Origin of the sequence: Methylobacterium platani, assembly GCF_001653715.1 — a bacterium.
Classification (GTDB): Bacteria; Pseudomonadota; Alphaproteobacteria; order Rhizobiales; family Beijerinckiaceae; genus Methylobacterium; species Methylobacterium platani.
In genome coordinates, this window is record NZ_LWHQ01000047.1 from 94,722 (window position 1) to 116,774 (window position 22,053).

Annotated in this window: 17 protein-coding genes and 1 pseudogene; 9 read left to right on the plus strand and 9 right to left on the minus strand. The window is 72.6% G+C overall.

The window, feature by feature from the left end; translation table 11 throughout:
* Positions 1–45 precede the first annotated feature (45 nt).
* The 4 genes from A5481_RS23085 (at position 46) to A5481_RS23100 (ending at position 5,371) form a co-directional block, all read left to right on the plus strand.
* Positions 46–1,668 carry an ABC transporter substrate-binding protein gene (locus A5481_RS23085; protein WP_048436359.1) on the plus strand — a complete coding sequence of 541 codons (1,623 nt, stop codon included), beginning with the start codon at positions 46–48 and terminating at the stop codon, positions 1,666–1,668.
* Positions 1,669–1,899: 231 nt separating this feature from the next.
* Positions 1,900–2,856 (plus strand): ABC transporter permease, encoded by a 957-nt coding sequence (locus A5481_RS23090; protein WP_048436360.1) that lies wholly within the window; start codon positions 1,900–1,902, stop codon positions 2,854–2,856.
* Positions 2,853–3,707 carry an ABC transporter permease gene (locus A5481_RS23095; RefSeq protein WP_048436361.1) on the plus strand — a complete coding sequence of 285 codons (855 nt, stop codon included), beginning with the start codon at positions 2,853–2,855 and terminating at the stop codon, positions 3,705–3,707. The genes A5481_RS23090 and A5481_RS23095 overlap by 4 nt, the downstream gene beginning before the upstream one ends.
* Before the next feature lie 2 nt (positions 3,708–3,709).
* The gene (locus A5481_RS23100; RefSeq protein WP_064504332.1) at positions 3,710–5,371 is read left to right on the plus strand and encodes an ABC transporter ATP-binding protein; all 1,662 of its coding nucleotides are present in this window, start codon (positions 3,710–3,712) and stop codon (positions 5,369–5,371) included.
* A 124-nt stretch (positions 5,372–5,495) separates the two neighbouring features.
* Here A5481_RS23100 and A5481_RS23105 read toward each other — a convergent pair whose 3' ends face one another.
* Positions 5,496–5,978, minus strand: a complete 483-nt coding sequence (locus tag A5481_RS23105) for a MarR family winged helix-turn-helix transcriptional regulator (protein WP_048436449.1) — start codon at positions 5,976–5,978, stop codon at positions 5,496–5,498.
* A gap of 189 nt (positions 5,979–6,167) precedes the next feature.
* Here A5481_RS23105 and A5481_RS23110 point away from each other — a divergent pair, with 189 nt between their 5' ends.
* A complete protein-coding gene (locus tag A5481_RS23110; protein WP_064504333.1) occupies positions 6,168–8,642 on the plus strand; it encodes a hybrid sensor histidine kinase/response regulator in 2,475 nt (824 codons plus the stop codon).
* 3 nt (positions 8,643–8,645) lie between these two features.
* Here the strand turns inward: A5481_RS23110 and ftrA are convergent, their stop codons facing one another.
* Positions 8,646–9,638, minus strand: coding sequence for a transcriptional regulator FtrA (ftrA, locus tag A5481_RS23115; RefSeq protein WP_425350202.1), 993 nt, complete (start codon positions 9,636–9,638; stop codon positions 8,646–8,648).
* An 88-nt stretch (positions 9,639–9,726) separates the two neighbouring features.
* Between ftrA and A5481_RS23120 the strand changes: the two genes are divergently transcribed.
* Complete coding sequence (locus A5481_RS23120; RefSeq protein WP_064504334.1) at positions 9,727–10,143, plus strand: rhodanese-like domain-containing protein; 417 nt, start codon at positions 9,727–9,729, stop codon at positions 10,141–10,143.
* Positions 10,144–10,283: 140 nt separating this feature from the next.
* Here the strand turns inward: A5481_RS23120 and A5481_RS32735 are convergent.
* The 5 genes and pseudogenes from A5481_RS32735 to A5481_RS23140 all read right to left on the minus strand — a co-directional run bounded on the left by A5481_RS32735 (position 10,284) and on the right by A5481_RS23140 (position 14,666).
* Positions 10,284–10,588 (minus strand): annotated as a pseudogene (locus A5481_RS32735) (type II toxin-antitoxin system RelE/ParE family toxin).
* Positions 10,578–10,853, minus strand: a complete 276-nt coding sequence (locus A5481_RS32740) for a type II toxin-antitoxin system ParD family antitoxin (protein WP_082984954.1) — start codon at positions 10,851–10,853, stop codon at positions 10,578–10,580. Before A5481_RS32740 ends, A5481_RS32735 begins: the two are co-directional and overlap by 11 nt.
* A gap of 107 nt (positions 10,854–10,960) precedes the next feature.
* A complete protein-coding gene (locus A5481_RS23130) occupies positions 10,961–12,046 on the minus strand; it encodes a tartrate dehydrogenase (protein WP_064504336.1) in 1,086 nt (361 codons plus the stop codon).
* A gap of 14 nt (positions 12,047–12,060) precedes the next feature.
* Positions 12,061–13,440 (minus strand): aspartate aminotransferase family protein, encoded by a 1,380-nt coding sequence (locus A5481_RS23135; RefSeq protein ID WP_064504337.1) that lies wholly within the window; start codon positions 13,438–13,440, stop codon positions 12,061–12,063.
* Between the two features lie 302 nt (positions 13,441–13,742).
* Complete coding sequence (locus tag A5481_RS23140) at positions 13,743–14,666, minus strand: LysR family transcriptional regulator (protein ID WP_064504338.1); 924 nt, start codon at positions 14,664–14,666, stop codon at positions 13,743–13,745.
* Between A5481_RS23140 and A5481_RS23145 the strand changes: the two genes are divergently transcribed.
* Genes A5481_RS23145 through A5481_RS23155 form a run of 3 tightly spaced genes read left to right on the plus strand, consistent with a single transcriptional unit; the run spans position 14,661 to position 18,689 of the window.
* Entirely contained in the window at positions 14,661–15,710 is a 1,050-nt protein-coding gene (locus tag A5481_RS23145) for an NAD(P)-dependent oxidoreductase (RefSeq protein WP_245239127.1), read from the plus strand. The two genes, A5481_RS23140 and A5481_RS23145, sit on opposite strands and share 6 nt — an antisense overlap.
* A 16-nt stretch (positions 15,711–15,726) precedes the next feature.
* The gene (locus A5481_RS23150; RefSeq protein WP_048436580.1) at positions 15,727–17,268 is read left to right on the plus strand and encodes an aldehyde dehydrogenase family protein; all 1,542 of its coding nucleotides are present in this window, start codon (positions 15,727–15,729) and stop codon (positions 17,266–17,268) included.
* Positions 17,269–17,327: 59 nt separating this feature from the next.
* Complete coding sequence (locus A5481_RS23155) at positions 17,328–18,689, plus strand: DUF3100 domain-containing protein (RefSeq protein WP_048436579.1); 1,362 nt, start codon at positions 17,328–17,330, stop codon at positions 18,687–18,689.
* Positions 18,690–18,780: 91 nt separating this feature from the next.
* Here the strand turns inward: A5481_RS23155 and A5481_RS23160 are convergent, their stop codons facing one another.
* Both A5481_RS23160 and A5481_RS23165 read right to left on the minus strand, forming a co-directional pair.
* The gene (locus tag A5481_RS23160) at positions 18,781–19,425 is read right to left on the minus strand and encodes a L,D-transpeptidase (protein ID WP_048436578.1); all 645 of its coding nucleotides are present in this window, start codon (positions 19,423–19,425) and stop codon (positions 18,781–18,783) included.
* Between the two features lie 128 nt (positions 19,426–19,553).
* Positions 19,554–22,028, minus strand: a complete 2,475-nt coding sequence (locus A5481_RS23165; RefSeq protein ID WP_064504339.1) for a putative bifunctional diguanylate cyclase/phosphodiesterase — start codon at positions 22,026–22,028, stop codon at positions 19,554–19,556.
* Positions 22,029–22,053: the final 25 nt, after the last annotated feature.

The window sequence follows — 22,053 nt, forward strand, 5'->3', positions numbered from 1 at the left end:
ACCGCACCAGCAACGGCGCCGCGAGGCCTGCCGGAGGGGAAGACGATGTCGCAGCGGGACGCAGACGCTTTTGAGACCATGAGCCCGATGGAGCGCGGCCGCGTCCTCGACGGCCTGCGCCGGGGCGCGTCGCGGCGCGACATCCTCGGCCTGCTCGGCACGGCCGGCATGGGCCTGATGGCCGGCGGCGCGGTGTTCGGCAGCGCCACCCAGGCGCTGGCCCAGACGCCGAAGCGCGGCGGCAACATCCGCGTCTGCACCTATACCAGCTCGACCTCCGACACGCTCGACCCGGCCAAGCAGTCGAACGCGAGCGACTACGTCCGCTGCAACTTCTTCTACAACAAGCTCGTCCGCATCGACGAGGCCGGCGCCCCGGCCCCGGAACTGGCCGAGAGCTTCGACAGCCAGGACGCCAAGACCTGGGTGTTCAAGCTGCGCAAGGGCGTGACCTTCCACGACGGCAAGGCGCTGACGACCGAGGACGTGATCTACTCGCTCAAGCGCCACCTCGACCCGGCGGTGGGCTCCAAGGCCAACACGCTGGCCAAGCAAATGACGTCGATCGAGGCCTCGAGCCCGAACGAGGTCACCATCGTGCTGTCCGGCGCCAATGCCGACTGGCCGACCATCCTCGGCACCGCGCATTTCCACATCGTCCAGGCCGGCACGACGGACTTCTCGAAGGGCATCGGCACCGGGCCGTTCACCTGCAAGGAGTTCATCCCGGGCGTGCGCACCATCGCGCTGCGCAACGCGAATTACTGGCGCCAGCCCGGCCCGTTCGTCGACAGCATCGAGTTCTTCGGCCTGCCCGACGAGCAGGCGCGGCTGAACGCCCTCATGTCGGGCGACGTGCAGATCGCCGCGGTGATCAACCCGCGCTCGCTGCGGGTGATCGAGAGCGCCGGCGGCTTCGGCGTGCTCGAGACCAAGGCCGGCCTCTACACCGACCTGATCGCCCGCCTCGACGAGGGCCCGGGCACCAACCCGGACTTCGTGCTCGGCATGAAGTACCTGCTCAACCGCGCCCAGATGCGGACCGCGATCTTCCGCGGCTACGCCGAGATCGCCAACGACCACCCGATCCCGTCCTCGAACCGCTACTACGCCGCCGACATCCCGCAGCGGGCCTTCGACCCCGAGAAGGCGAAGTTCCACTTCAACAAGGCCGGGGTGCTCGGCTCGACCATCCCGCTCGTCGCCTCGCCGGCGGCCGACGCCTCGGTCGAGATGGCGGTGCTGCTGCAGCAGGAGGCCAAGAAGCTCGGCCTTAACCTCGACGTTCAGCGCGTGCCGTCCGACGGCTACTGGTCGAACTACTGGATGAAGAGCCCGTTCTGCTTCGGCAACGTCAACCCGCGGCCGACCGCCGACCTGCTGTTCAGCCTGTTCTTCAAGTCGGACGCGAACTGGAACGAGTCGCGCTGGAAGAACGAGACGTTCGACCAGCTGATCGTCGCCGCCCGGGCCGAGCGCGACGAGGCCAAGCGCAAGCAGATGTACCACGACGCGCAGGTGCTGGTGCATGACGGCGCCGGCATCGGCATCCCGGCCTTCATCAGCAACCTCGATTGCTACTCCACCAAGATCAAGGGCCTGCGCCCGATGCCGACCGGCGGCCTGATGGGCTACACCTTCGGCGAGTACGTCTGGCTCGACGCATAAGGTTCGTCGATCCCGACGTTCGGGATCGTGTGGGCTCGACGCTCACGCCGCGCTGCGTCATCCCGGGGCTCGACGACGTCGAGAACCCGGGATGACCCGGTGGATGTCCGGTCCGTCGCGGTCACCGCCGTATCGACCGGCCCCGCCCGGAGGCACCGTGCCTACGCCGACACGACCCACACCACCACGCCCGCCCGTGAGGGCCGGCCGACCAAGGACCAGGGAGGGCGCATGAGCCGCCGCATGGTGAAGCTGATCGCGGGCCGGATGCTCGTCGCCCTCGCGACGCTGCTCTTCGTCTCGGCGGTGGTGTTCGGGGCGACCCAGCTCCTGCCGGGCGACGTCGCCCAGGCGATCCTCGGCCAGAGCGCGACGCCGGAGGCGGTGGCGGGCCTGCGCCACGCCCTCGGCCTCGACGTGCCGGCGCTCCAGCGCTTCGTGTCCTGGCTCGGCGGCCTGCTCACGGGCGACGCCGGCGTCTCGCTCGTCAGCCGCCAGCCGGTCGGCGGGCTGATCTGGGCCCGGCTGTCGAGCTCGCTCGTCCTCGCGGGCATCGTGGCGGCGATCTCGGTGCCGCTGGCGCTGACGCTCGGCATCACCGCGGCGGTCTGGCGCGGCTCGCTCTACGACCGGGCGGTCGGCGTGGTGACGATCTCGGCGGTGTCGATCCCCGAATTCCTCGTCGCCACCCTGGCGGTGCTGATCTTCGCCGTGCACCTGCAATGGCTGCCGGCCCTCTCCTTCATGCCGCGCTCGGCGACGCCGCTGCAATTCCTGCGCGCGGTCGCGATGCCGGTGATGAGCCTGTCCTTCGTCGTCGTCACCCAGATGGTGCGGATGACCCGCGCCGCGGTGATCGAGGCGCTGAAGTCTCCCTACGTCGAGATGGCGGCGCTGAAAGGCGCGAGCCCGGCCCGGATCGTGCTGCGCCACGTCCTGCCGAACACCGTCGGGGCCATCGCCAACGCGGTCGCGCTCAGCCTGTCGTACCTGCTCGGCGGCGTCATCATCGTCGAGACGATCTTCAACTACCCGGGCATCGCCAAGCTGATGGTCGACAGCGTGTCGATGCGCGACATGCCGGTGGTGCAGGCCTGCGCCATCGTGTTCTGCGCCGTCTACCTGCTCCTGGTGACCACCGCCGACATCGTCGCGATCCTCTCCAACCCGAGGCTGCGCCACTCATGAGCGAGACCGTGACCGACATCGCCCCGGCCGCCTCGCGCCTGCGCCTGCGCGTCAGCCCCGCCGCCGCCATCGGCGCCGCCATCGTGCTCACCGGCATCGTGCTGGCGGTGTTCGGCCAGGCGCTCAGCCCCTACGACGCCGGCGCGATCGTCGACGTCGACGTGTTCGGGCCGATCAGCAAGGCCTATCCCCTCGGCACCGACTATCTCGGCCGCGACATGCTGAGCCGCATCCTGCTCGGCGCCCGCTACACGGTCGGCATCGCGGCGCTCGCCACCGCGCTCGCCTGCACCGCCGGCATCGGTCTCGGGCTGTTCGCGGCGGTCGTCGGCGGCTGGACCGACAGCATCCTCAGCCGCCTCCTCGACGCGCTGACCTCGATCCCCTCGAAGATGCTGGCGCTGGTGCTGATCGCCGGCCTCGGCTCGTCGCTGCCGATCCTGGTGCTCACCATGGCGTTCATCTACGTGCCGGGCTGCTACCGGATCACCCGGGCGCTCGCGGTCAACATCGCGGCGGAGGATTTCGTGCTCGCCGCGAAGGCCCGCGGCGAGGGCCGCGGCTACATCATGCTGCGCGAGGTGATGCCCAACATGGTCGGGCCGCTCGCCACCGATTTCGGCCTGCGCTTCGTCTTCGTGGTGCTGCTGCTCTCGAGCCTGTCGTTCCTCGGGCTGGGCGTGCAGCCGCCTTACGCCGACTGGGGCTCGCTGGTGCGCGAGAACATCGCGGGCCTGAGCTACGGCGCCCCGGCGGTGGTGATGCCGGCGGTCGCCATCGCGTTCCTGACCATCGGTGTGAATCTCCTGGTCGACAACCTGCCCGGCCGGGCGAGAGCGGGAGGGCGCTGAGCATGGCGCACGCGCACAAGAGCGGCAGCGTCCGCGTCGAGGCCCTCAAGGTCGTCGCGAAGGCCGAGGACGGGCCTGAGACGACGATCGTCCACGAGGTCGGCTTCGAGATCGCCCGCGGCGAGGTGCTGGCGCTGATCGGCGAATCGGGCTCCGGCAAGACCACGATCGCGCTCGCCATGATGGGCTACGCCCGCAAGGGCTGCGCGATCCGCGGCGGCGCGATCGACGTGTTCGGCACGCAGGTCCTGGCTTGCTCCCCCGCCGGGCTGCGGGGACTGCGCGGCAACCGCATCGCCTACATCGCGCAGAGTGCGGCGGCCTCGTTCAACCCCGCCCGCACCATCATGGCGCAGGTGATCGAGAGCGCGCTGATCCACGGCTCGCTCTCGGCCGAGGCCGCGACCGCCAAGGCGAAGGCGCTGTTCGCCGAGCTCGCCCTGCCGAACCCCGACACGATCGGCGACCGCTACCCCCACCAGGTCTCGGGCGGCCAGCTCCAGCGGCTGCTCGCCGCCATGGCGCTCCTCAACGATCCCGACCTCGTGATCTTCGACGAGCCGACCACGGCGCTCGACGTCACGACCCAGATCGAGGTGCTGATCTCGTTCAAGGCGGCGATCCGCGAGCGCGGCATCACCGGCATCTACGTCAGCCACGACCTCGCGGTGGTGGCCCAGATCGCCGACCGCATCGCGGTCCTGCGCCACGGGCGGCTCGCCGAGATCGGCGCCGTCGAGCAGATGGTGAGCGCTCCCACCCACCCCTATACCCGCCAGCTCCTCGCGGCGGCCGCCCCGGTCAAGCGCAAGGGCCCGGAGGCCGCCCACGATACCGGCGAGGCGCCGGTGCTCGCGGCGACCGGCATCACCGCCGGCTACGGCCCGGCCGGGCCCGACGGCCTGCCGCGGATCAAGATCCTGCACGATGTCGGCTTCTCGCTGCGACGGGCCGAGACCCTCGGGATCATCGGCGAATCGGGCTCGGGCAAGAGCACGCTCGCCCGCGTCGTCGCCGGCATCGTGCCGGCCGCCCGCGGCGAGGTGCGGCTCGACGGCAAGCCGCTGCCGACGGCGCTCGACCGGCGCGACCGCGAGACGCTGCGGCGGATCCAGATCGTGTTCCAGAACGCCGACACGGTGCTGAACCCGGCCCAGAGCATCGCCCAGATCCTGGAGCGGCCGCTCGCCTTCTACCACCGCCTCGGCGCGAGCGCCCGCCGCCAGCGGCTGATGCAGCTCCTCGACCAGGTCCGCCTGCCGCGCAGCGTCGCCGACAGGCGCCCGGGCGAATTGTCCGGCGGCCAGAAGCAGCGCATCAACCTCGCCCGCGCCTTGGCCGCCGAGCCCGACGTGATCCTGTGCGACGAGGTCACCTCGGCGCTGGATACGGTGGTGGGCGAGGCGGTGCTCGACCTCCTGGTCGAGATCCAGCGCGAGCTGAACGTCGCCTACGTCTTCATCAGCCACGACCTCGGGGTGATCCGCTCGATCAGCGACGCCGTGATGGTGCTCCAGCACGGCCGCGTCGTCGAGGCCGGCCCGACCGAGGCGCTGCTGGCCGACCCGCAGGAGCCGTACACGCGGCTGCTGCTGTCCTCGGTGCCGGAATTGCGGACGGGGTGGCTGGAGGACGTGCGCGCGGGCCGCGGGGTGGCGGCGTAACCGCCGCACGTCATCCCGGGGCGGCAGAGCCTGCGGGAGAACGAGGGCCCGCGACCGCGGCTGCGGGACCCGGAATGCAGGCCGCCGGCGCTTCCGGACGACGCGGCCGGGGGACCGGGAAACGTCAGCCCGTAGGGTGGTCCGGGGTGTCCCGGCCGCCCGCCGGCGCATCGAACGCCGCCCGGAAATCCGGCAGCGCCAGTTCGTGCAGCAGGTCGCGCAGCAGACCCGCCCTCTCGGCCCCGAACGCCGCCTCGAAGCTCGCCTGCGCGGCCCGCCACAGCGGCGTTGCCTGTTTCAGCTTGGCGTTCCCCGCTTCCGTCACCGCGATGCGCCGCGCCCGGCGGTCCTGCGGGTCGGGCACCACGCTGACATAGCCGTCGCGGGTCAGCGGCTTGAGGGTGTGGGCGAGCCCCGAGAGGTCCATCACCATCGCGTCGGCGAGTTCGCCCATGGTCGGGTGGCCAAGGGCGCGGATCGTCGCGAGCAGGCCGTACTGCGTGGTGCGCAGGCCGCTCGGCGCCAGCGCCTCGTCGTAGAGCTGCCCGACGCTGCGCGTCGCCCGGCGCAGGGCGGCGTTGCTGCAACGGGTCGGTGAGATCGGCACGGCACGCCTCCGCGCCCCGCCGCGGCGGGGCTGCCACCCAGGATATGCGGCCTTCCCGGGCCCGCCGCAATGGCGCCGCCCCGGCGCCGCCCTGGCCGTTGGTCGCGGGCCGGAGGGTGGAGACGCCGCGCCCGCCTCCGCTATATGGCGGCGGGACGCGGGTGCAGCGCCTGGACGGATGCGAGAGGAATGACGGATCACGGGCCAGCCCCGGACCTTGCCGCGGAGAACGACCGGCTGCGCGCCGCGCTGGCGGCGGCGGAGCGCGCACGGGCGGCGGCCGAGGCCGAGGCGCAGGCGGCGCGGGCCGCCCTCGCCGAGGCCGCGGGACGGCCCGCCTTCGGCGGCCTCCTCGTCGATCCGCGCCTGCGCACCGCGCTCAGCATCGAGACCGTCGGGGCGATCGTCTTCGACATGGCGGGCCGGGTCCGCGAGGCCAACGACGCCTTCCTGGCGATGAGCGGCTACGACCGCGACGACCTGGATCGCGGCCTCCTCACCGGCGACAGCCTGGTGCCGCCGGAATGGCAGGCGGTCTCCCGGGGCGTCATCGCCGAGCTGCAGGCGCACGGCCGCTCCGACCCGACCGAGCGGGAATACCTGCGCAAGGACGGCTCGCGGTTCTGGGGCCTGTGCGCGGCGACCCGCCTCGACGACGGCACCGGCTTCGAGTTCATCGTCGACATCACCGCCCGGCGGCAGGCCGAGGAGGCCCTGCGGCGCAGCGAGGCGCGCTACCGCACCCTGTTCGAGGCGATCGATGCCGGCTTCTGCGTCATCGCCCTGCGCGTCTCCGACGACGGCGTTCCCGAGGATTACCGATTCCTCGAGGTGAACCCCGCCTTCGCCCGCCAGACCGGCCTCGAGGCCGCGGCAGGGCGCTGGATGCGCGATCTCGCGCCCGGCCACGAGCAGCACTGGTTCGACCTCTACGGCCGGGTCGCGCTGACCGGCGAGCCGGTGCGCTTCGTCCAGCCGGCCCGGTCGCTGGGCGAGCGCTGGTACGAGGTCCACGCCTTCCGGGTCGACCCGCCGGAGGCCCGGCACGTCGCGGTCCTGTTCAACGACATCACCGCGCAGCGCCGGCTCGAGGAGGCCCTGCGCGGCCTCAACGAGACCCTGGAGCGTCAGGTCGCCGCCCGCACCGCCGAGCGCGACCGGATCTGGCAGGTGAGCCGCGACATGCTCGGGGTCGCCGATTCCGACGGCGTCTGGCGCAGCGTCAACCCGGCCTGGACCGCGACGCTGGGCTGGCAGCCGGACGAGGTGGTCGGGCACACCTCGGCCTGGCTCGAGCACCCGGACGACCAGGACCGGACCCGGGACGAGATCCGGCACCTCGCCGCCGGCGAGCCGACCCTGTCGTTCGAGAACCGCTTCCGCACCCGGGACGGCGGCTACCGCACCCTGTCGTGGCGGGCGGTGCCGTTCGAGGGCAACCTGTACTGCGTCGCCCGCGACGTGACCGAGCAGCGCGAGCGGGCGCAGCGCCTGGTCCAGGCCGAGGAGGCCCTGCGCCAGTCGCAGAAGATGGAGGCGGTGGGCCAGCTCACCGGCGGGGTCGCGCACGACTTCAACAACCTGCTCACCATCATTCGCTCGTCGGTGGATTTCCTGCGCCGGCCCGAGCTGCCCGAGGCGCGCAAACGCCGCTACCTCGACGCGGTCTCCGACACGGTGGACCGGGCCGCCAAGCTCACCGGCCAGCTCCTCGCCTTCGCCCGCCGCCAGGCGCTGGCACCGGAGGTGTTCGACGTCGTCGCCCGCCTGCAGGGCGTGGCCGACATGCTCGACACGGTGACGGGCGCGCGCATCCGCGTGGTGACCGAAGGACCCGACCGTCCGTGCTTCGTGCGCGCCGACCTCAGCCAGTTCGAGACCGCGCTGATCAACATGGCGGTGAACGCCCGCGACGCGATGGAGGGCGAGGGCACGCTGACGCTCAGCGTCGCCTGCGGGGCGGCAAAGCCGGAGATCCGCGGCCATGCCGCCGCCCGCGGGCCCTTCGCGGCGATCTCGCTGACGGATACCGGCACCGGAATGGGCCCGGCGGTGATCGACAAGATCTTCGAGCCGTTCTTCACCACCAAGGAGGTCGGCAAGGGCACGGGCCTGGGGCTCAGCCAGGTCTTCGGCTTCGCCAAGCAGTCGGGCGGCGACGTCGACGTGACGAGCCGGCCGGGGGAAGGGTCGACCTTCATCCTCTACCTGCCCGAGGTGGCCGCCCCCGTGGAGCCGGACCGGACGCTGCCGGCGGACGAGGGCATGGCCCCGGCCCGGGCCGGCCAGCGGGTCCTGCTCGTCGAGGACAATGTCGGCGTCGGCCGCTTCGCGGCGCAGATCCTCAACGATCTCGGCTACGTCGCCACCTGGGTCACCAACGCCGAGGCCGCCCTGGAGGTGCTGGGGGGAGATCCCGGCTTCGACGCGGTGTTCTCCGACGTGGTGATGCCCGGCATGGGCGGCATCGAGCTCGCCAAGGCGCTGCGCCAGCGCCATCCCGGCCTGCCGGTGCTGCTCACCTCCGGCTACAGCCACGTCCTGGCCCAGGAGGGCTCGCACGGCGTGCCCCTGCTGCACAAGCCGTACTCGGCCGAGCAGCTCTCCAGGATGCTGGCGAGCGCGATCGGGCAGCGGCGGACGGGGCCTGCACCGGCCGGCTGAGGCTCAGGCGCGACCGGCGAAGCTGCGCCGGTAGGCTGCCGGACTGGTGCCGAGCCGCGCCCGGAAATGGTGGCGCAGGCCGGCCGGGCTGCGAAAGCCGCTCGCCTCGGCGATCTCCGCGAGCGACACGGCTCCCGGCCGCTCCAGCATCTCCCGGGCGAGGCGCAGCCGCTCGGCGATGATCCACTCGCCCGGCGGCAGGCCGGTCGCGGCGGTGAAGCGGCGCTGGAAGGTGCGCAGACTCATCCCGGCCCGGTCGGCCATGGCGGCCAGCGGCTGGTCCTCGGCGAGGCCTGCCCGCATCGCGTCGATCACCGGGCCGAGGCGGGCCGCCTCGTGCGTGCGCAGGACCGGTGCCTCGATGAACTGGGCCTGGCCGCCCTCGCGGTGCGGCGGCACGACGAGGCGGCGCGCCACCGCGTTGGCGAGGTCCGGCCCGAAATCGCCCCGCATGACGTGGAGGCAGAGATCGATGCCGGTGGCGCTGCCGGCAGCGGTCAGGATCCGGCCCTCGTCGACGTAGAGCACGCCCGGATCGAGGGCGATGGCGGGGTGGCGCGCGGCGATGTCTTGTGCGTAGCGCCAGTGGGTCGTGGCCTTCCGCCCGTCGAGGAGCCCGGTCGCCGCCAGGACCGCGAGCCCGGAGCACAGCGACATCAGCCGGGCGCCCCGCGCATGGGCCTGCGTGAGCGCCCGGACGAGATCCGGCGGCACGGCGGCGTCGATCGCCCGCCAGCCCGGCACCACCACGAGGTCGGCCTCGTCGAGGATGTCGAGCCCGCCTTCCACCGCCACCGTGAGGCCGCCGGCGGCCCGCAACGGCCCGGGCTCGGCCGCGCAGACCGCGTAGCGGTACCAGCCCGGGCCCGCCTCGGGCCGCGGCAGCCCGAATACCTCGGCGGCAACGCCGAACTCGAAGGTGCACAGTCCGTCATAGGCCAGCACCGCGACGCGCGGGCCGGAGGTAAGGTTCGGGAAGGCGGGGGGGGTTGGCACGATCTCGACGCAGAACGGCAGGAGGCCCGGTCTCGGGCCGATGAGGGCGGCGGCAGGATAGAGCGGTCGAGAGGAAAGCGAAGCCGTCATGTCGAACCCCGTCACCGCCATCCCGCCCGCCCCCGCCGCCGAGGTCGCCGCGCACTACGCGAGCCGCCTCAGCCGAGAGACCGATTGCGCCGACGTCCACGCCGCCTTCGCGCAAGCGGGTTCGGCGACGGGAGGGCCCGGCTTCGTGCTCCTCGACGTGCGCGGGCCGTCCCTCTACGCGAAGGGCCACGTCCCCGGTGCCCTCAACCTGCCGCGGGGCAAGATGACGCCGCGGCGCATGGCCGAGTGGCCCGCCGGCACGCTGTTCGTGGTCTATTGCGCCGGTCCCCATTGCAACGGCGCCGACAAGGCCGCGCTGCACCTTGCCGAACTCGGACTGCCGGTGAAGGTGATGATCGGTGGGGTCACCGGGTGGGTGGATGAGGGATATCGTCTCTCGCAGACCGCAGATTGATCAGGCTTGGTCAAGGACAGGGTCGGTGACGACAGGAAACGCGGGCGTCTCCTGTCGTTCTGCCGAGAGGCAGCCTTTGCTGGAGCGGTTCGCACCGATTCCGTCGCGGCCGGAGACTGCATTCTCAATGAGGGACTCGCTCAATGAGGGATTTGGCCGGACCGGAAGTCGCGGCCGGCACAGAGGACGCGCAGAATCTCCACCTGCCCTTCCTGTAAACGGTAGACGATCAGTACCCTACGCTCAATCGCCCAGGTTCGCACGCCAGTCGCAATGTCATGGCGTGGCGTTCCCTTCTCGGGAAAGTCCTTGGGGCGTTGCAGGCCTCCTCGATGCGGCCGAGATAGTCGCCCGCACGCGCACGGCCGCTCTGCCGCGCGATGTAATCGTAGATGTCGAACAGGTCGGCGCGGGCGATCCGATGGAAGACGGTCTCATGCGTCACGTCCGGCGGCTCTCAGGCGGTCCGCATGATACGCGCGCAACTCCTCGAACACACGGTCGGCGGGAATGGGAGGGCTTGGATCGTTCAGAGCCTCTTGCACCTTCTGGCGGAGCACGGCGTCGAGCGCCGCTTCTTCCCGATCGAGGGCGCGTAAACCCGCCCGCACGACCTCGCTGACCGATGTGTAAGCCCCCGATCGGACGCGCGCCTCTACCCTCTCCCGCATCTCGCCCAGAGTGACGGTGACTGGCTTGCTGCTTCTCACCGAGGCGCCTCCGTTCCACGCCTCGTCGTACCACGCTATATGACGATGTCATACAGGCTCACGAGCGAGGTGGGCCGCACGCCAGCGCCTCCGGCCCACCACATTCGTCACACCGCCGCGAAAGCCCGCAGCACCGCGTCCGCCGCCTCGCGGGTGGTCGCCGTGCCCTTGAGGTCGCGGGTGCGCGAGGCCGGATCGCGTAAGCCCGTCTCGATCGCCGCCACGATGGCGTTGGCCGCGTCGACCTCGCCGAGATGCTCCAGCATCATCGCGGCGGTCCAGATCTGGCCGACCGGGTTGGCGATGCCCTGGCCCGCGATGTCCGGCGCCGAGCCGTGGACCGGCTCGAACAGCGAGGGGAAGCGTCCCTCCGGGTTGATGTTGGCCGAGGGCGCGATGCCGATCGTGCCGGTGCAGGCCGGGCCGAGATCCGACAGGATGTCGCCGAACAGGTTCGAGGCCACCACCACGTCGAACCAGTCCGGGTGCAGCACGAAGTGGGCGGTCAGGATGTCGATGTGGTACTTGTCGCAGGCCACCTCGGGGTAGCGCTCGCCCATCGCCTCGACCCGCTGGTCCCAGTACGGCATCGTGATGGCGATGCCGTTCGACTTGGTGGCCGAGGTCAGGTGCTTCTTCGGCCGGGACTGCGCGAGGTCGAAGGCGAATTTCAGGATCCGGTCGACGCCGTGACGGCTCATCACCGTTTCCTGGATCACGATCTCCCGCTCGGTGCCCGGATACATCGTGCCGCCGACCGAGGAATACTCGCCCTCGGTGTTCTCGCGCACGACGTAGAAGTCGATGTCGCCGGGCTCGCGGCCGGCGAGCGGGCAGGGGACGCCCGGCATCAGCCGGACCGGGCGCAGGTTGACGTACTGGTCGAACTCGCGCCGGAATTGCAGCAGCGAGCCCCAGAGCGAGACGTGGTCCGGCACGGTGGCCGGCCAGCCGACGGCACCGAAGAAGATCGCGTCGGTCGGGGTCAGGAGCTCCTTCCAATTCGCCGGCAGCATCGTGCCGTGCTCGGCGTAGTAGTCGCAGGAGCCGAAGGCGTGGTGCTCCAGGTCGAGACGGAAGCCGAACTTCTCCGCGGCGGCTTCGAGGATGCGGACGCCTTCCGGCACCACTTCCTTGCCGATGCCGTCGCCGGGGATGACCGCGATGCGGTAGTGGCGGTTCTTGGTCGTCATGTCTGAGTGCCTTCTCACGCCAGCGCGGCGCGCACGTCGGCGACGTCGAGAACGTCGTTCAGCGTCTGCTCGAAGCGGGCGAGCAGGGTATCGATGTCCTCGTCCGTGCAGCAGAGCGGCGGGGCGAAGCCGACGATGTCGTCGGCGAAGGCGCGGAAGATCACGCCGTTCCTGTAGCCGAAGCGGGCGAGGTGGCCGGAGATGCCGAGATCAGGCGAGGGCTTCGTGCGCTTCGCCTTGTCGGTGACGAGTTCGACGCCCGCGAGCAGCCCGCGCACCCGCACGTCGCCGACGAGGGGATGGTCGGAGAGCCGCTTGAGGCCCGCGGTGAATCGCTCGCCGGCGCGCCGCCCGTTCTCCAGGATGCCGCCCTCGGTGTAGAGCCGCAGCACCTCGAGGCCGACCGCGGCGCTGACCGGATGGGCCGAGTAGGTGAAGCCGTGGCCGATCGGCTTGCCCGCCGGCGCGTGATCCGCGATGGCGCGGTAGATCCGGTCCGACATCAGCACCGCGCCCATCGGGCTGTAGCCCGAGGTCAGGCCCTTGGCGGTGGTCATCAGGTCCGGCACCACGCCGTCATGCTCGCAGCCGAAGAGCGGGCCGGTGCGGCCGAAGCCGGTGATGACCTCGTCGGCGACGAACAGGATGTCGAGCTCGCGCGCGGCCTCCCGCATCGCCTTCAGCCAGCCGTCCGGCGGCACGATCACGCCGCCCGAGCCCTGGATCGGCTCGGCGAAGAACGCCGCGACGTTGTCCTGACCCAGTTCCTCGACCTTGGCCTTCAGCGCCGCCACCGAGGCGGCGATCACCGCCTCGGCGCCGTCGCCGGCCGGGTTGCGGTAGGGATAGGGCGAGGGGATGTGGTGCTGGAGCTGGGTCGGCGCGTCGAAGCCGTCGTGGAAGGCGGGAATCGCGGTCAGCCCGGCGCCGATGGTCGAGGAGCCGTGATAGCCCCGCTCCAGGGCGATCATGTGCTTCTTCGTCGGCCGGCCGGTGACGTTGTAGTAGTAGCGGATGAACCGCACCGCCGAATCGACCGCGTCCGAGCCGCCCAGCGTGAAGTAGACGTGGTTGAGGTCGCCTGGCGCCAGCTCGGCGAGGCGGGCGGCGAGCCGGATCGCCGGCTCGCTCGAGAAGTGGAAGTAGCCGGTGGCGTAGGGCAGCCGCCGCATCTGCTCGGCCGCGACTTCCACGATCGACTCGTGGCCGTAGCCGACGTTGACGCACCACAGGCCCGAGAACCCGTCGAGCAGGGTGTGGCCCTCGGCGTCGGTGAGCGTCGCGCCCTTGGCCGATTGCAGCACCGTGGCGCCGCGCGCCTCGTGCCCCTTCCACGAGATCACCGGGTGGATGAGGTGGTCGCGGTCGAGCTCGATCAGGGAATTGGGGCGCATGGCTCAAGGGCTCCGGGCGGCGGGGTTGCAGGATGCCGGGGACTAGGCGGGATTTTTTGCCGAGATGGGCGGGCGTGACCGCGCGGGGTGCGGTTTGGAGGGGGCGGGGCGGCAGAATCGGTCGGGCGGGGCGGCCGGCCGATGAAACCCCGCGTCGTCCTGCGCGGTCGTCGGACCCGGATTCCGGGCGCCGCGGCGCGGCGCGGGGATGACGAAGGGGATTGGCCGGCATCGTCGCGGAAGAGCGCTGCCCGGAGCGCAACCGCGTCGCCGACCGGGGCCGAAGCGCCCGCGCCGCGATCTCACCCCGCCCGCCCCCGCCCCTCCCCCGCCATGCCCCGCGCCAGATGCTGCAGCAGCTTGGCCGCCGCCGGCGAGAGCTGGCGGCCGAGGCGCGTGACGATCCGGGCCTCGACGCCGTCGAGGCCCGGATCGGCGAGCGGCAGGGCCACCAGGCTCCCCTCCGCCACCTCCTGCGCGGCGCAGAAGGCCGGCAGCAGCGTGACGCCGGTGCCGGAGGCGACGAACTGCTTGAGCACGCCGATCGAGCCGGTGATGAGCGAGGGATCGAGCCGCACGCCCTCGGCCCGCTCCGCCGCCGCGATGATCTGCCGGATGCCGAAGGCCGGATGCATCGTGCCGAGGCGGTGGCCGGCGAGGTCGGCGAGGCGGACCGGGACGGGATGGGCGGCGAGCGGGTGGTCGACCCGCACCAGGAGCCGGATCGGGTGCGGCATCGCCAGGTGGGTGCGCAGCCGCGGCTCCGGCGGCGGGTTGTAGACGAGGCCGAGATGCGCCTCGTCCTCGACGACCCGGCGCACCACGTCGTTGGTCGCCGCGAGGTCGAGGGTCATGGTCAGGTCGGGGTGGCGGGCCCAGAACCCCTGGAGCAGGCCCGACATCAGGTCGCCGACGAAGCCCTCGCCGAGCACCACGTCGATATGGCCGCGGCGCAGGCCCTTCAGGTCGGTGAGCTTGGCCAGGATGTCCTCGCGGTCGGAGGTCTGGCGCCGGTAATAGTCGAGGAGGAGCGAGCCGGCCGGGGTCGCCCGCACGCCGCGGCGGTGGCGCTCGATCAGGGGCGTGGCGAGCTGCACCTCCATCTGGGCGAGCTGGCGGCTCACCACCGAGGCGTTGACGTTGAGCTTGTCGGCCGCCGCGCGGACCGAGCCGCAGCCGACCGCCTCCGCCAGGTAGCGCAGGCAGCGCTCGTCGAGGCTGTGCATCGGGTCGTCCCTCTCCCCGGCCGAAAATCCGCCCACCGGAATCCCGCCGGGTGCGTTGCCGGCAAGGCAACGCAAAATACCGGCCAGTGTCGTTCCGCTCAACGGCGGAGTGACCCACTCTCCCGATCCCAGAAGGCGCCGCGGCCACGATCGCGGCGCCGTCGGGAGACACCAGACATGCGCACGATCGGCGTCATCGGCCTCGGCAACATGGGCCGGGGCATGGCCCTGTCCCTGCACCGGCGCGGCTTTGCCGTGATGGGCTACGACCCTGCCCCCGCCGCCCGCGAGGCCTCGGCGGCGGACGGCATCGCGGTCGCGGAGGGCCCGCGCGCCCTGTGGCGGGATTGCGAGGCCGTCGTGCTCTCCCTGCCCAACCCCGACGTGGTCGAGGCGGTGCTGCTGGGAGCCGACGGCCCGCTCCACGGCGCCAAGGCGGGCCTTCTCGTCATCGACACCTCGACCTCCGACCCTGAGGTCACCCGGCGCATCGCCGCGGAGCTGGCGCCGGCCGGCATCGACCTCGTCGATGCGCCGGTGAGCGGCGGGCCGAAGGGCGCGCATGCCGCGACCCTGACCATGGTGATCGGCGGCAGCGACGCGGCCGTCGCCCGGGCCGAGCCGGTGCTGGCGGCGATGAGCGCGACGCGGGTCCATGTCGGCGGCGTCGGCGCCGGCCACGTCACCAAGCTCGCCAACAACCTGCTCTGCGCCGCCCACCTGATCACCGCGGCGGAAGCGGTGCGGATGGCCCGCGACGCCGGGGTCGATCCCGAGCGCCTGCTCGCCGGGATCAACGCGGGCTCCGGCCGCAGCGGCGTCACCCAGGTCAACTTCCCGACCTGGGTGCTCAACGGCGCCTTCGATTCCGGCTTCACCATGAAGCTGATGCGCAAGGACGTGCGCCTCGCCGAAGCGCTCATCGGCTCCCTCGACCTCGACCTGCCGCTCTCGGCGCAAGTCGGCCGGCTGTGGCGCGACAGCGCCGGGACCGCCCCGGACGACGCCGACTTCAACGCCATCGTCAAGCTCCAGCTCGCCTGACCGGGAGACACGCACCATGACCGAGACCCGACCCCAGGCGCTCGCCGCCGCCTTGCGCCCGTTCTTCCCCGAGATGGCCGACCCCGGATCCTGCATCGGCTCCTGGGTCGACGGCCGCATCGTCCCCGGCACCGGCGAGCCGGTGCGCCTCGTCGATCCCTCGACCGGCCTTGCCCTCGCCGAGTACCCGGATGCCGGACCGGAGGTGGCGGCCTTCGCCGCGCGGGCGGCAACCGCCGGCCAGGCCCGCTGGGCGGCGCTGACGGGGGCGGCCCGCGGCCGGGTGATGCAGGAGATCGCCCGCGCCATCCGGGCCGAGATCGAGCCGCTCGCCCGCCTCGAGGCGCTGAATGCCGGCAAGCCGATCCGCGATTGCCGCGTCGAGGCGACCAAGGTCGCGGAGATGTTCGAGTACTACGCCGGCTGGGCCGACAAGCTGCACGGCGAGGTGATCCCGGTCCCGACCAGCCACCTCAACTACACCCGCCGCGAACCCCTCGGCGTGGTCCTGCAGATCACGCCATGGAACGCCCCGGTCTTCACCTGCGGCTGGCAGCTCGCCCCGGCGCTGGCCGCCGGCAACGCCGTGCTGCTCAAGCCGTCGGAGCTCACCCCCCTGACCTCGCTCGCGGTCGCGGCGCTCGCCGAGCGGGCCGGGCTGCCGGCGGGCGTCGTCAACGTGCTCGCCGGCTACGGCCACACCACCGGCCAGGCGGCGCTCGCCGAGAGAGCGGTCGCGAAGGTGGTCTTCGTCGGCTCGCCGGCCACCGGCGCGCGCATCGCGGAAGCCGCGGCGCGCCACCTCAAGCCCTGCGTGCTCGAGCTCGGCGGCAAGTCGGCCAACATCGTCTTCGCCGATGCGGATCTCGAGCGGGCGTGCCTCGGCGCGCAAGCCGCGATCTTCGCCGGGGCCGGCCAGTCCTGCGTCGCCGGCTCGCGGCTCCTCGTCGAGCGCCCGGTCCACGACCGCCTCATTGCCATGCTGGCGGCGGGCGCCGAGCGCCTCCGCGTCGGGGATCCCCTCGACCCGCAGACCGAGGTCGGGCCGATCAACAACGCCGCCCAGTACCGCCACGTCCTGGCGATGATCCGCGGCGGCCTCGACCAGGGCGCGCGGCTCGCCGCCGGCAGCGACGGCACCCCGGAGGCGGGCGGCTACTACGTGCGCCCGACGATCCTGGCGCAGGCGACCAACGCGATGGATTGCGCGCAGACCGAGATCTTCGGGCCGGTGGTGACGGTGATCCCGTTCGACACCGAGGAGGAGGCGGTCGCCATCGCCAACGACTCGGCGTTCGGCCTCGCCGGCGCGGTCTGGACCCGCGACGTCGGCCGCGCCCACCGGGTCGCGGCGGCGGTCAGGGCCGGCACGTTCTGGATCAACGCCTACAAGACGATCCACGTCGCCTCGCCCTTCGGCGGCTCGGGGAGGAGCGGCTACGGCCGCTCCAGCGGCCTCGAGGCCCTGCACGAGTACACGCAGGTCAAGAGCGTCTGGGTCGAGACCGCCGCCGCTCCCGCCGCCTCCTTCGGCTACGCCCCGGGCGTCGGCGCCTGACACCCCTCCCGGTCCGGGGGCGGCCCCTCCGGACCGTCCCCCGCACCGGAGATTTCGCCATGACGAGCGCCACCCTCGCGACCGGCAGCCCCGCCGTCGCGCCACCCTCCGCCGCCGGCCGCACCGGCATCCTGGTCCTGTTCCTCCTCGCCCTCGTGGTGGTGACGATCGCGGAGGCGATCGGCAACGTCGCCATCCCGCTCGGCCACGGCAAGATCATCCTCCTGCCGCTGCTCTGGGCGCTGCTGATGGGCGGCGGCCTCGGGCTCGCCGCGCCGCGCCTGCCGCGCGCCTTGCGGCTGCCGGTGTCGCTGCAGGTCGCCGCCGGGGCGATCCTGCAGCCGGCCCTTCTGCTCTTCGTCGCCAAGCTCGGCCTTCTCGTCGGCGGCTCGCTGCCGAAGATCCTGGGCGCCGGCTGGGCCCTCGCGTTCCAGGAATTCGGCCACTTCTTCGGCACGATGGTGTTCGGCCTGCCCGTGGCGCTCCTGCTCGGCCTCAAGCGCGAGGCGATCGGCGCCACCTTCTCGGTCGGGCGCGAGCCCAGCCTCGCGATCATCGGCGAGCGCTACGGCATGGATTCTCCGGAAGGCCGCGGCGTGCTCGCCGAGTACCTGACCGGCACGGTGTTCGGCGCGGTGTTCATCGCGGTGCTCGCCGGGCTGATCGCGAGCCTCGGCATCTTCAACCCGCTCGCACTCGCCATGGGGGCCGGCGTCGGCTCGGGCAGCATGATGGCGGCGGCCGCCGGCGCGATCGCGGCGCAGCAGACTCCCGAGATGGCCAAGGAGGTCGCCACCTTCGCGGCGGCGAGCAACCTCATCACCACCACCATCGGCACCTACTTCACCCTGTTCCTGTCGCTGCCCTTCACGATCTGGGCCTACGGCGTGCTGGAGCCGGTCCTCGGCCGCGGCCGCGGCCGGGCGCAGGCCGCCCCCGAGCCGGCGGCCACCGCGGCGGCGCATGCCGCCCCGGCCTTCGGCCTGCCCGCCCTGGTGCTGATCTGGCTCGCGACGGCGGCGTTCGGGCTCGTCGGCAACTGGCTCACCTACGGCACGCGGCCGGACGGGCAGGTGCTGGTCGGGGCCGCGATCATCGTCGGCGCGGTGGTGGTCGGCGAGGGGCTGTACCGGCTGGCCGGGCGCCGGCTGCCGGCCGTGGTCTGGGTGTCCCTGATCGGCATGGCGCTCACCTATCCGGGCACGCCGTTTTCCGCCGAGATCGCGGCGGCGACGGGCCGGATCAACTTCCTGGCCCTCGCCACCCCGATCCTCGCCTTCGCGGGCCTGTCCCTCGCCAAGGACTTCCCGGCCTTCCGCCGCCTCGGCTGGCGCATCGTCGTGGTGTCGTTCATGGCCAATGCCGGGACGTTCCTCGGCGCGGCGCTGATCGCCCAGTTCTGGATGCACCCGCCGGTGTGAGGTGGGGCACCGGCCGAACCCTCCCCCCTTCTGCGCAGGGCTGTCCCGGGGGGAGGGTTCGGGCGCGAGCCCTTGGCCCGTCGGTTTCCCCCTACACCCGGTACTTGCCGTTCCGCTTCACCATCACGGTCGTGCCCACCGGCACGCGGTTGTAGAGATCGACCACGTCCTCGTTGAGCATCCGCACGCAGCCCGACGACATCTGCTCGCCGATGCTCCAGGGCTCGTTGGTGCCGTGGATGCGGAACAGGATGTCGCGGCCGCCCTGGTAGAGGTAGAGGGCGCGGGCGCCGAGCGGGTTGTCGACGCCGCCCTTGCGGGTGCGCGGCAGGTCGGGGTTGAGGCTGACCATCTTGGCGGTCGGCCCCCAATCGGGCCACACGCCCTTGCGGCCGACCGTGGCGGTGCCCTTCCACGAGAAGCCGAGCTTGCCGACGCCGACGCCGTAGCGCAGCGCCTGGCCGCCGTCCTGCACGAGGTAGAGCATGCGCTCGTCGATATCGACCACGACGGTGCCGGGCTTCTCCAGGCCCGTATAGGCGACGGTCTGGCGCCGGTATTTCGGGTCCATCCGGCTGCGGTCGACCAGCGGCACGTCGTAGGGCTGGTCGGGCATGCTGCCGATGTACCAGGCCGCATCCGGATCGACCGCCGCGACGGTCGCGGGCCCGCGGGTGTTGCAGGCCGCGAGCGGCAGCCCGGCGAGGAGGGCGAGGACGAGGCGGCGCGGGAGCATGCGGGAGACCCTTTCGGCACGAGGCGGCCTTTCGGCACGAGGTGCCCCATGCCTAGCCGCTCCCGCCGCCGCAGGTTGTGTCCTCCCGGACGCAAGGTCCCGGGAAAGTCGGGCCCCGGGGACGGTCGTCAGGCCGCCGCCATCCGGGGCGCCGTCATCCAGGGCGCCGCCCCGGCCGCGAGCAGGCCGCGCAGCGCGTCCGCCGGAACCGGGCGGCTGAACAGGAATCCCTGCACCTCGGCGCAGCCGCTGCGCCGGAGCGAGGCGAGCTGCGCCTCGGTCTCGACGCCCTCCGCCAGCGTGGTGATGCCGAGGCTGGCGCCGAGCCCGATCACCGCCTGGACGATCGCCACCGCCGTGGCCTCGCGCCCGAGCGCCGCGGTGAAGGAGCGGTCGATCTTGATCTTGTCGAACGGGAACGCCTGCAGGTAGCTCAGCGAGGCGTAGCCGGTGCCGAAATCGTCGATGGCGATGCGCACCCCGAGGCCGCGCAGCCGGCGCAGCACCGCGACGTTGGCGACCGTCTCCTCCAGCATCACCTGCTCGGTGATCTCGAGCTCGAGCCGCGCCGGATCGAGGCCCGATTCGGCGAGCGCCCGCGCCACGGTGCCGGCGAGGTCGGGGGTGCGGAACTGCGCCGGCGAGAGGTTGACGGCGACCCGCACGCCCCCCGGCCAGCCGGCGGCCTCGCGGCAGGCCTCTCGCAGCACCCACTCGCCCAGGGCCGCGATCATCCCGGTCTCCTCGGCAACCGGGATGAACTCCGCCGGAGAGACGAAGCCGCGCTCGGGGTGGCGCCAGCGCAGCAGCGCCTCGCAGCCGGTGACCGCGAGGTCGCCCGTGGCGACGAGGGGCTGGTAATGCACCTCGAGCGCGTCCGCGGCGATGGCCGCCCGCAGGTCGCGCTCGAGGGCGCGGCGGCGCTGGAGCGCGGCGTCCATGGCGGGCTCGAACACCCGCCGGGTGCGCCGCCCGTCGGCCTTGGCGGCGTAGAGCGCGGTGTCGGCCTTGCGCAGGAGCCCGTCGGGATCGTCGCCGTGCTCGGGCGCCAGGGCGATGCCGATGCTCGTCCCCACGGTCACGTCCTGGAACTCGGGCAGCGCGAAGGGGCGCCCGAGGGCGGCGATGATCCGGTCGGCGAGGCCGAGGAGCGCGTCCCGCCCGGCCGGGCCGAGGACCGCGAACTCGTCGCCGCCGAGCCGCGCCACCAGCCCGGCGGCCGGCAGGCAGGCGCGCAGCCGCTCGGCGACCTGGCGCAGCAGCGCGTCGCCGGCCGGGTGGCCGAGGGTGTCGTTGACGAGCTTGAAATGGTCGAGGTCGAGGCAGAGCAGCCCGACCGGCGCGCCCGCCGCCACCGCCTCGGCGAGGCGCCGGTGGAACAGGACGCGGTTCGGCAGCCCGGTCAGGGCGTCGTGGAGCGCCATGTGGGCGATGCGCCGCTCGGCCCGGCGCTGCTCGGTGACGTCGACGCAGGCGGTCAGGGTGGCGCTCCTCCCCGCGAACGGGATCGGCCCGGAGAAGACCTCGACGTCGATCACGCTGCCGTCGCGGCGGCGGTGGCGCTGGGACGGGCCGGGCTCGCCCGGCGCCACGAGGTCGCCGGCCGACAGGCCCAGGAAGTCGTCGCGCGAGAAGCCGTAATGGCCGGCGGCGGCGTCGTTGACCGCCAGCACCGCGCCGTCCTCGCCCGAGAGCCACATCGGCACCGGGTTGTGCTCGAACAGCAGGCGGGCCGAGGCCTCCCGCGCCATCAGGTCGCCGATATCGGTCAGGGTGACGCCGATGAGGTCGCCCATCGCGGCGACCTCGACGCGCACGTGCAGCGGGCTCCCGTCGGCCCGGGCATAGGCGGTCTCGTAGCTGCGCCGGCCCCCGTCGAGGGCTCCGGTCAGGCGCGCCAGCATCGGCGCGACCTTCTCGGGCGCGAGGAGCGCGGTCAGGCGACGCCACTGGGCCTGCTCGACGCCGGTGCGCAGCATCGCGGCGGCGGCTTCGTTGAGGGCGAGGATCCGGAAATCCTGCACCATGCCGGCCTCGTCGCGCACCGCCGCGAGGGCCGCCATGCCCTGCCGGGTCGAGCGGAACAGCGTCTTGAGAAGGTTCGTCCGCGTGGTCTCGGTCGAAAGGGCGAGCAGCACCAGGCGCCCGCCGCCCGGCGCGGCGAGCGGCAGGCCGACCAGGCCGGTGGTGTAGGCGACGCCGCCCGCGACCCGGGTGCAGGGCGCCCGCACCGGGACGCCGCCGGCGACAGCATCGCCGACGATCTCGCGCAGGGCCTGGGCGAGGCCGCCCGGCAGGTCGTCGAGGACGAGCGTGTCGAGGGCCGGGGCTTCGCGGGCCGGGGTTTCATGAGCCGGGGTTTCGTGGGCCGGGTCCGCGAGGGCGGGGCCGGACCGGCCGAGCCAGGCCTCGAAGGCCTCGCCGGTCCAGAGCAGCCGGGGGCTGCCCGGGAGGCCGCCGACCAGGGCGGCGTGGCCCGCCATGCGGCCGAGATTGCCCAGGACCACGTCCTCGTAGGGAGGCAGCCCGCGGGCGGCGGCCCGGGCGGCGTGCCAGCGGTGCAGCAGCCTCTCGGTGCCGTCGCGCGTCGCGTTCCCGCTCATTCCGTCCGATCCGAACCCGAAACGT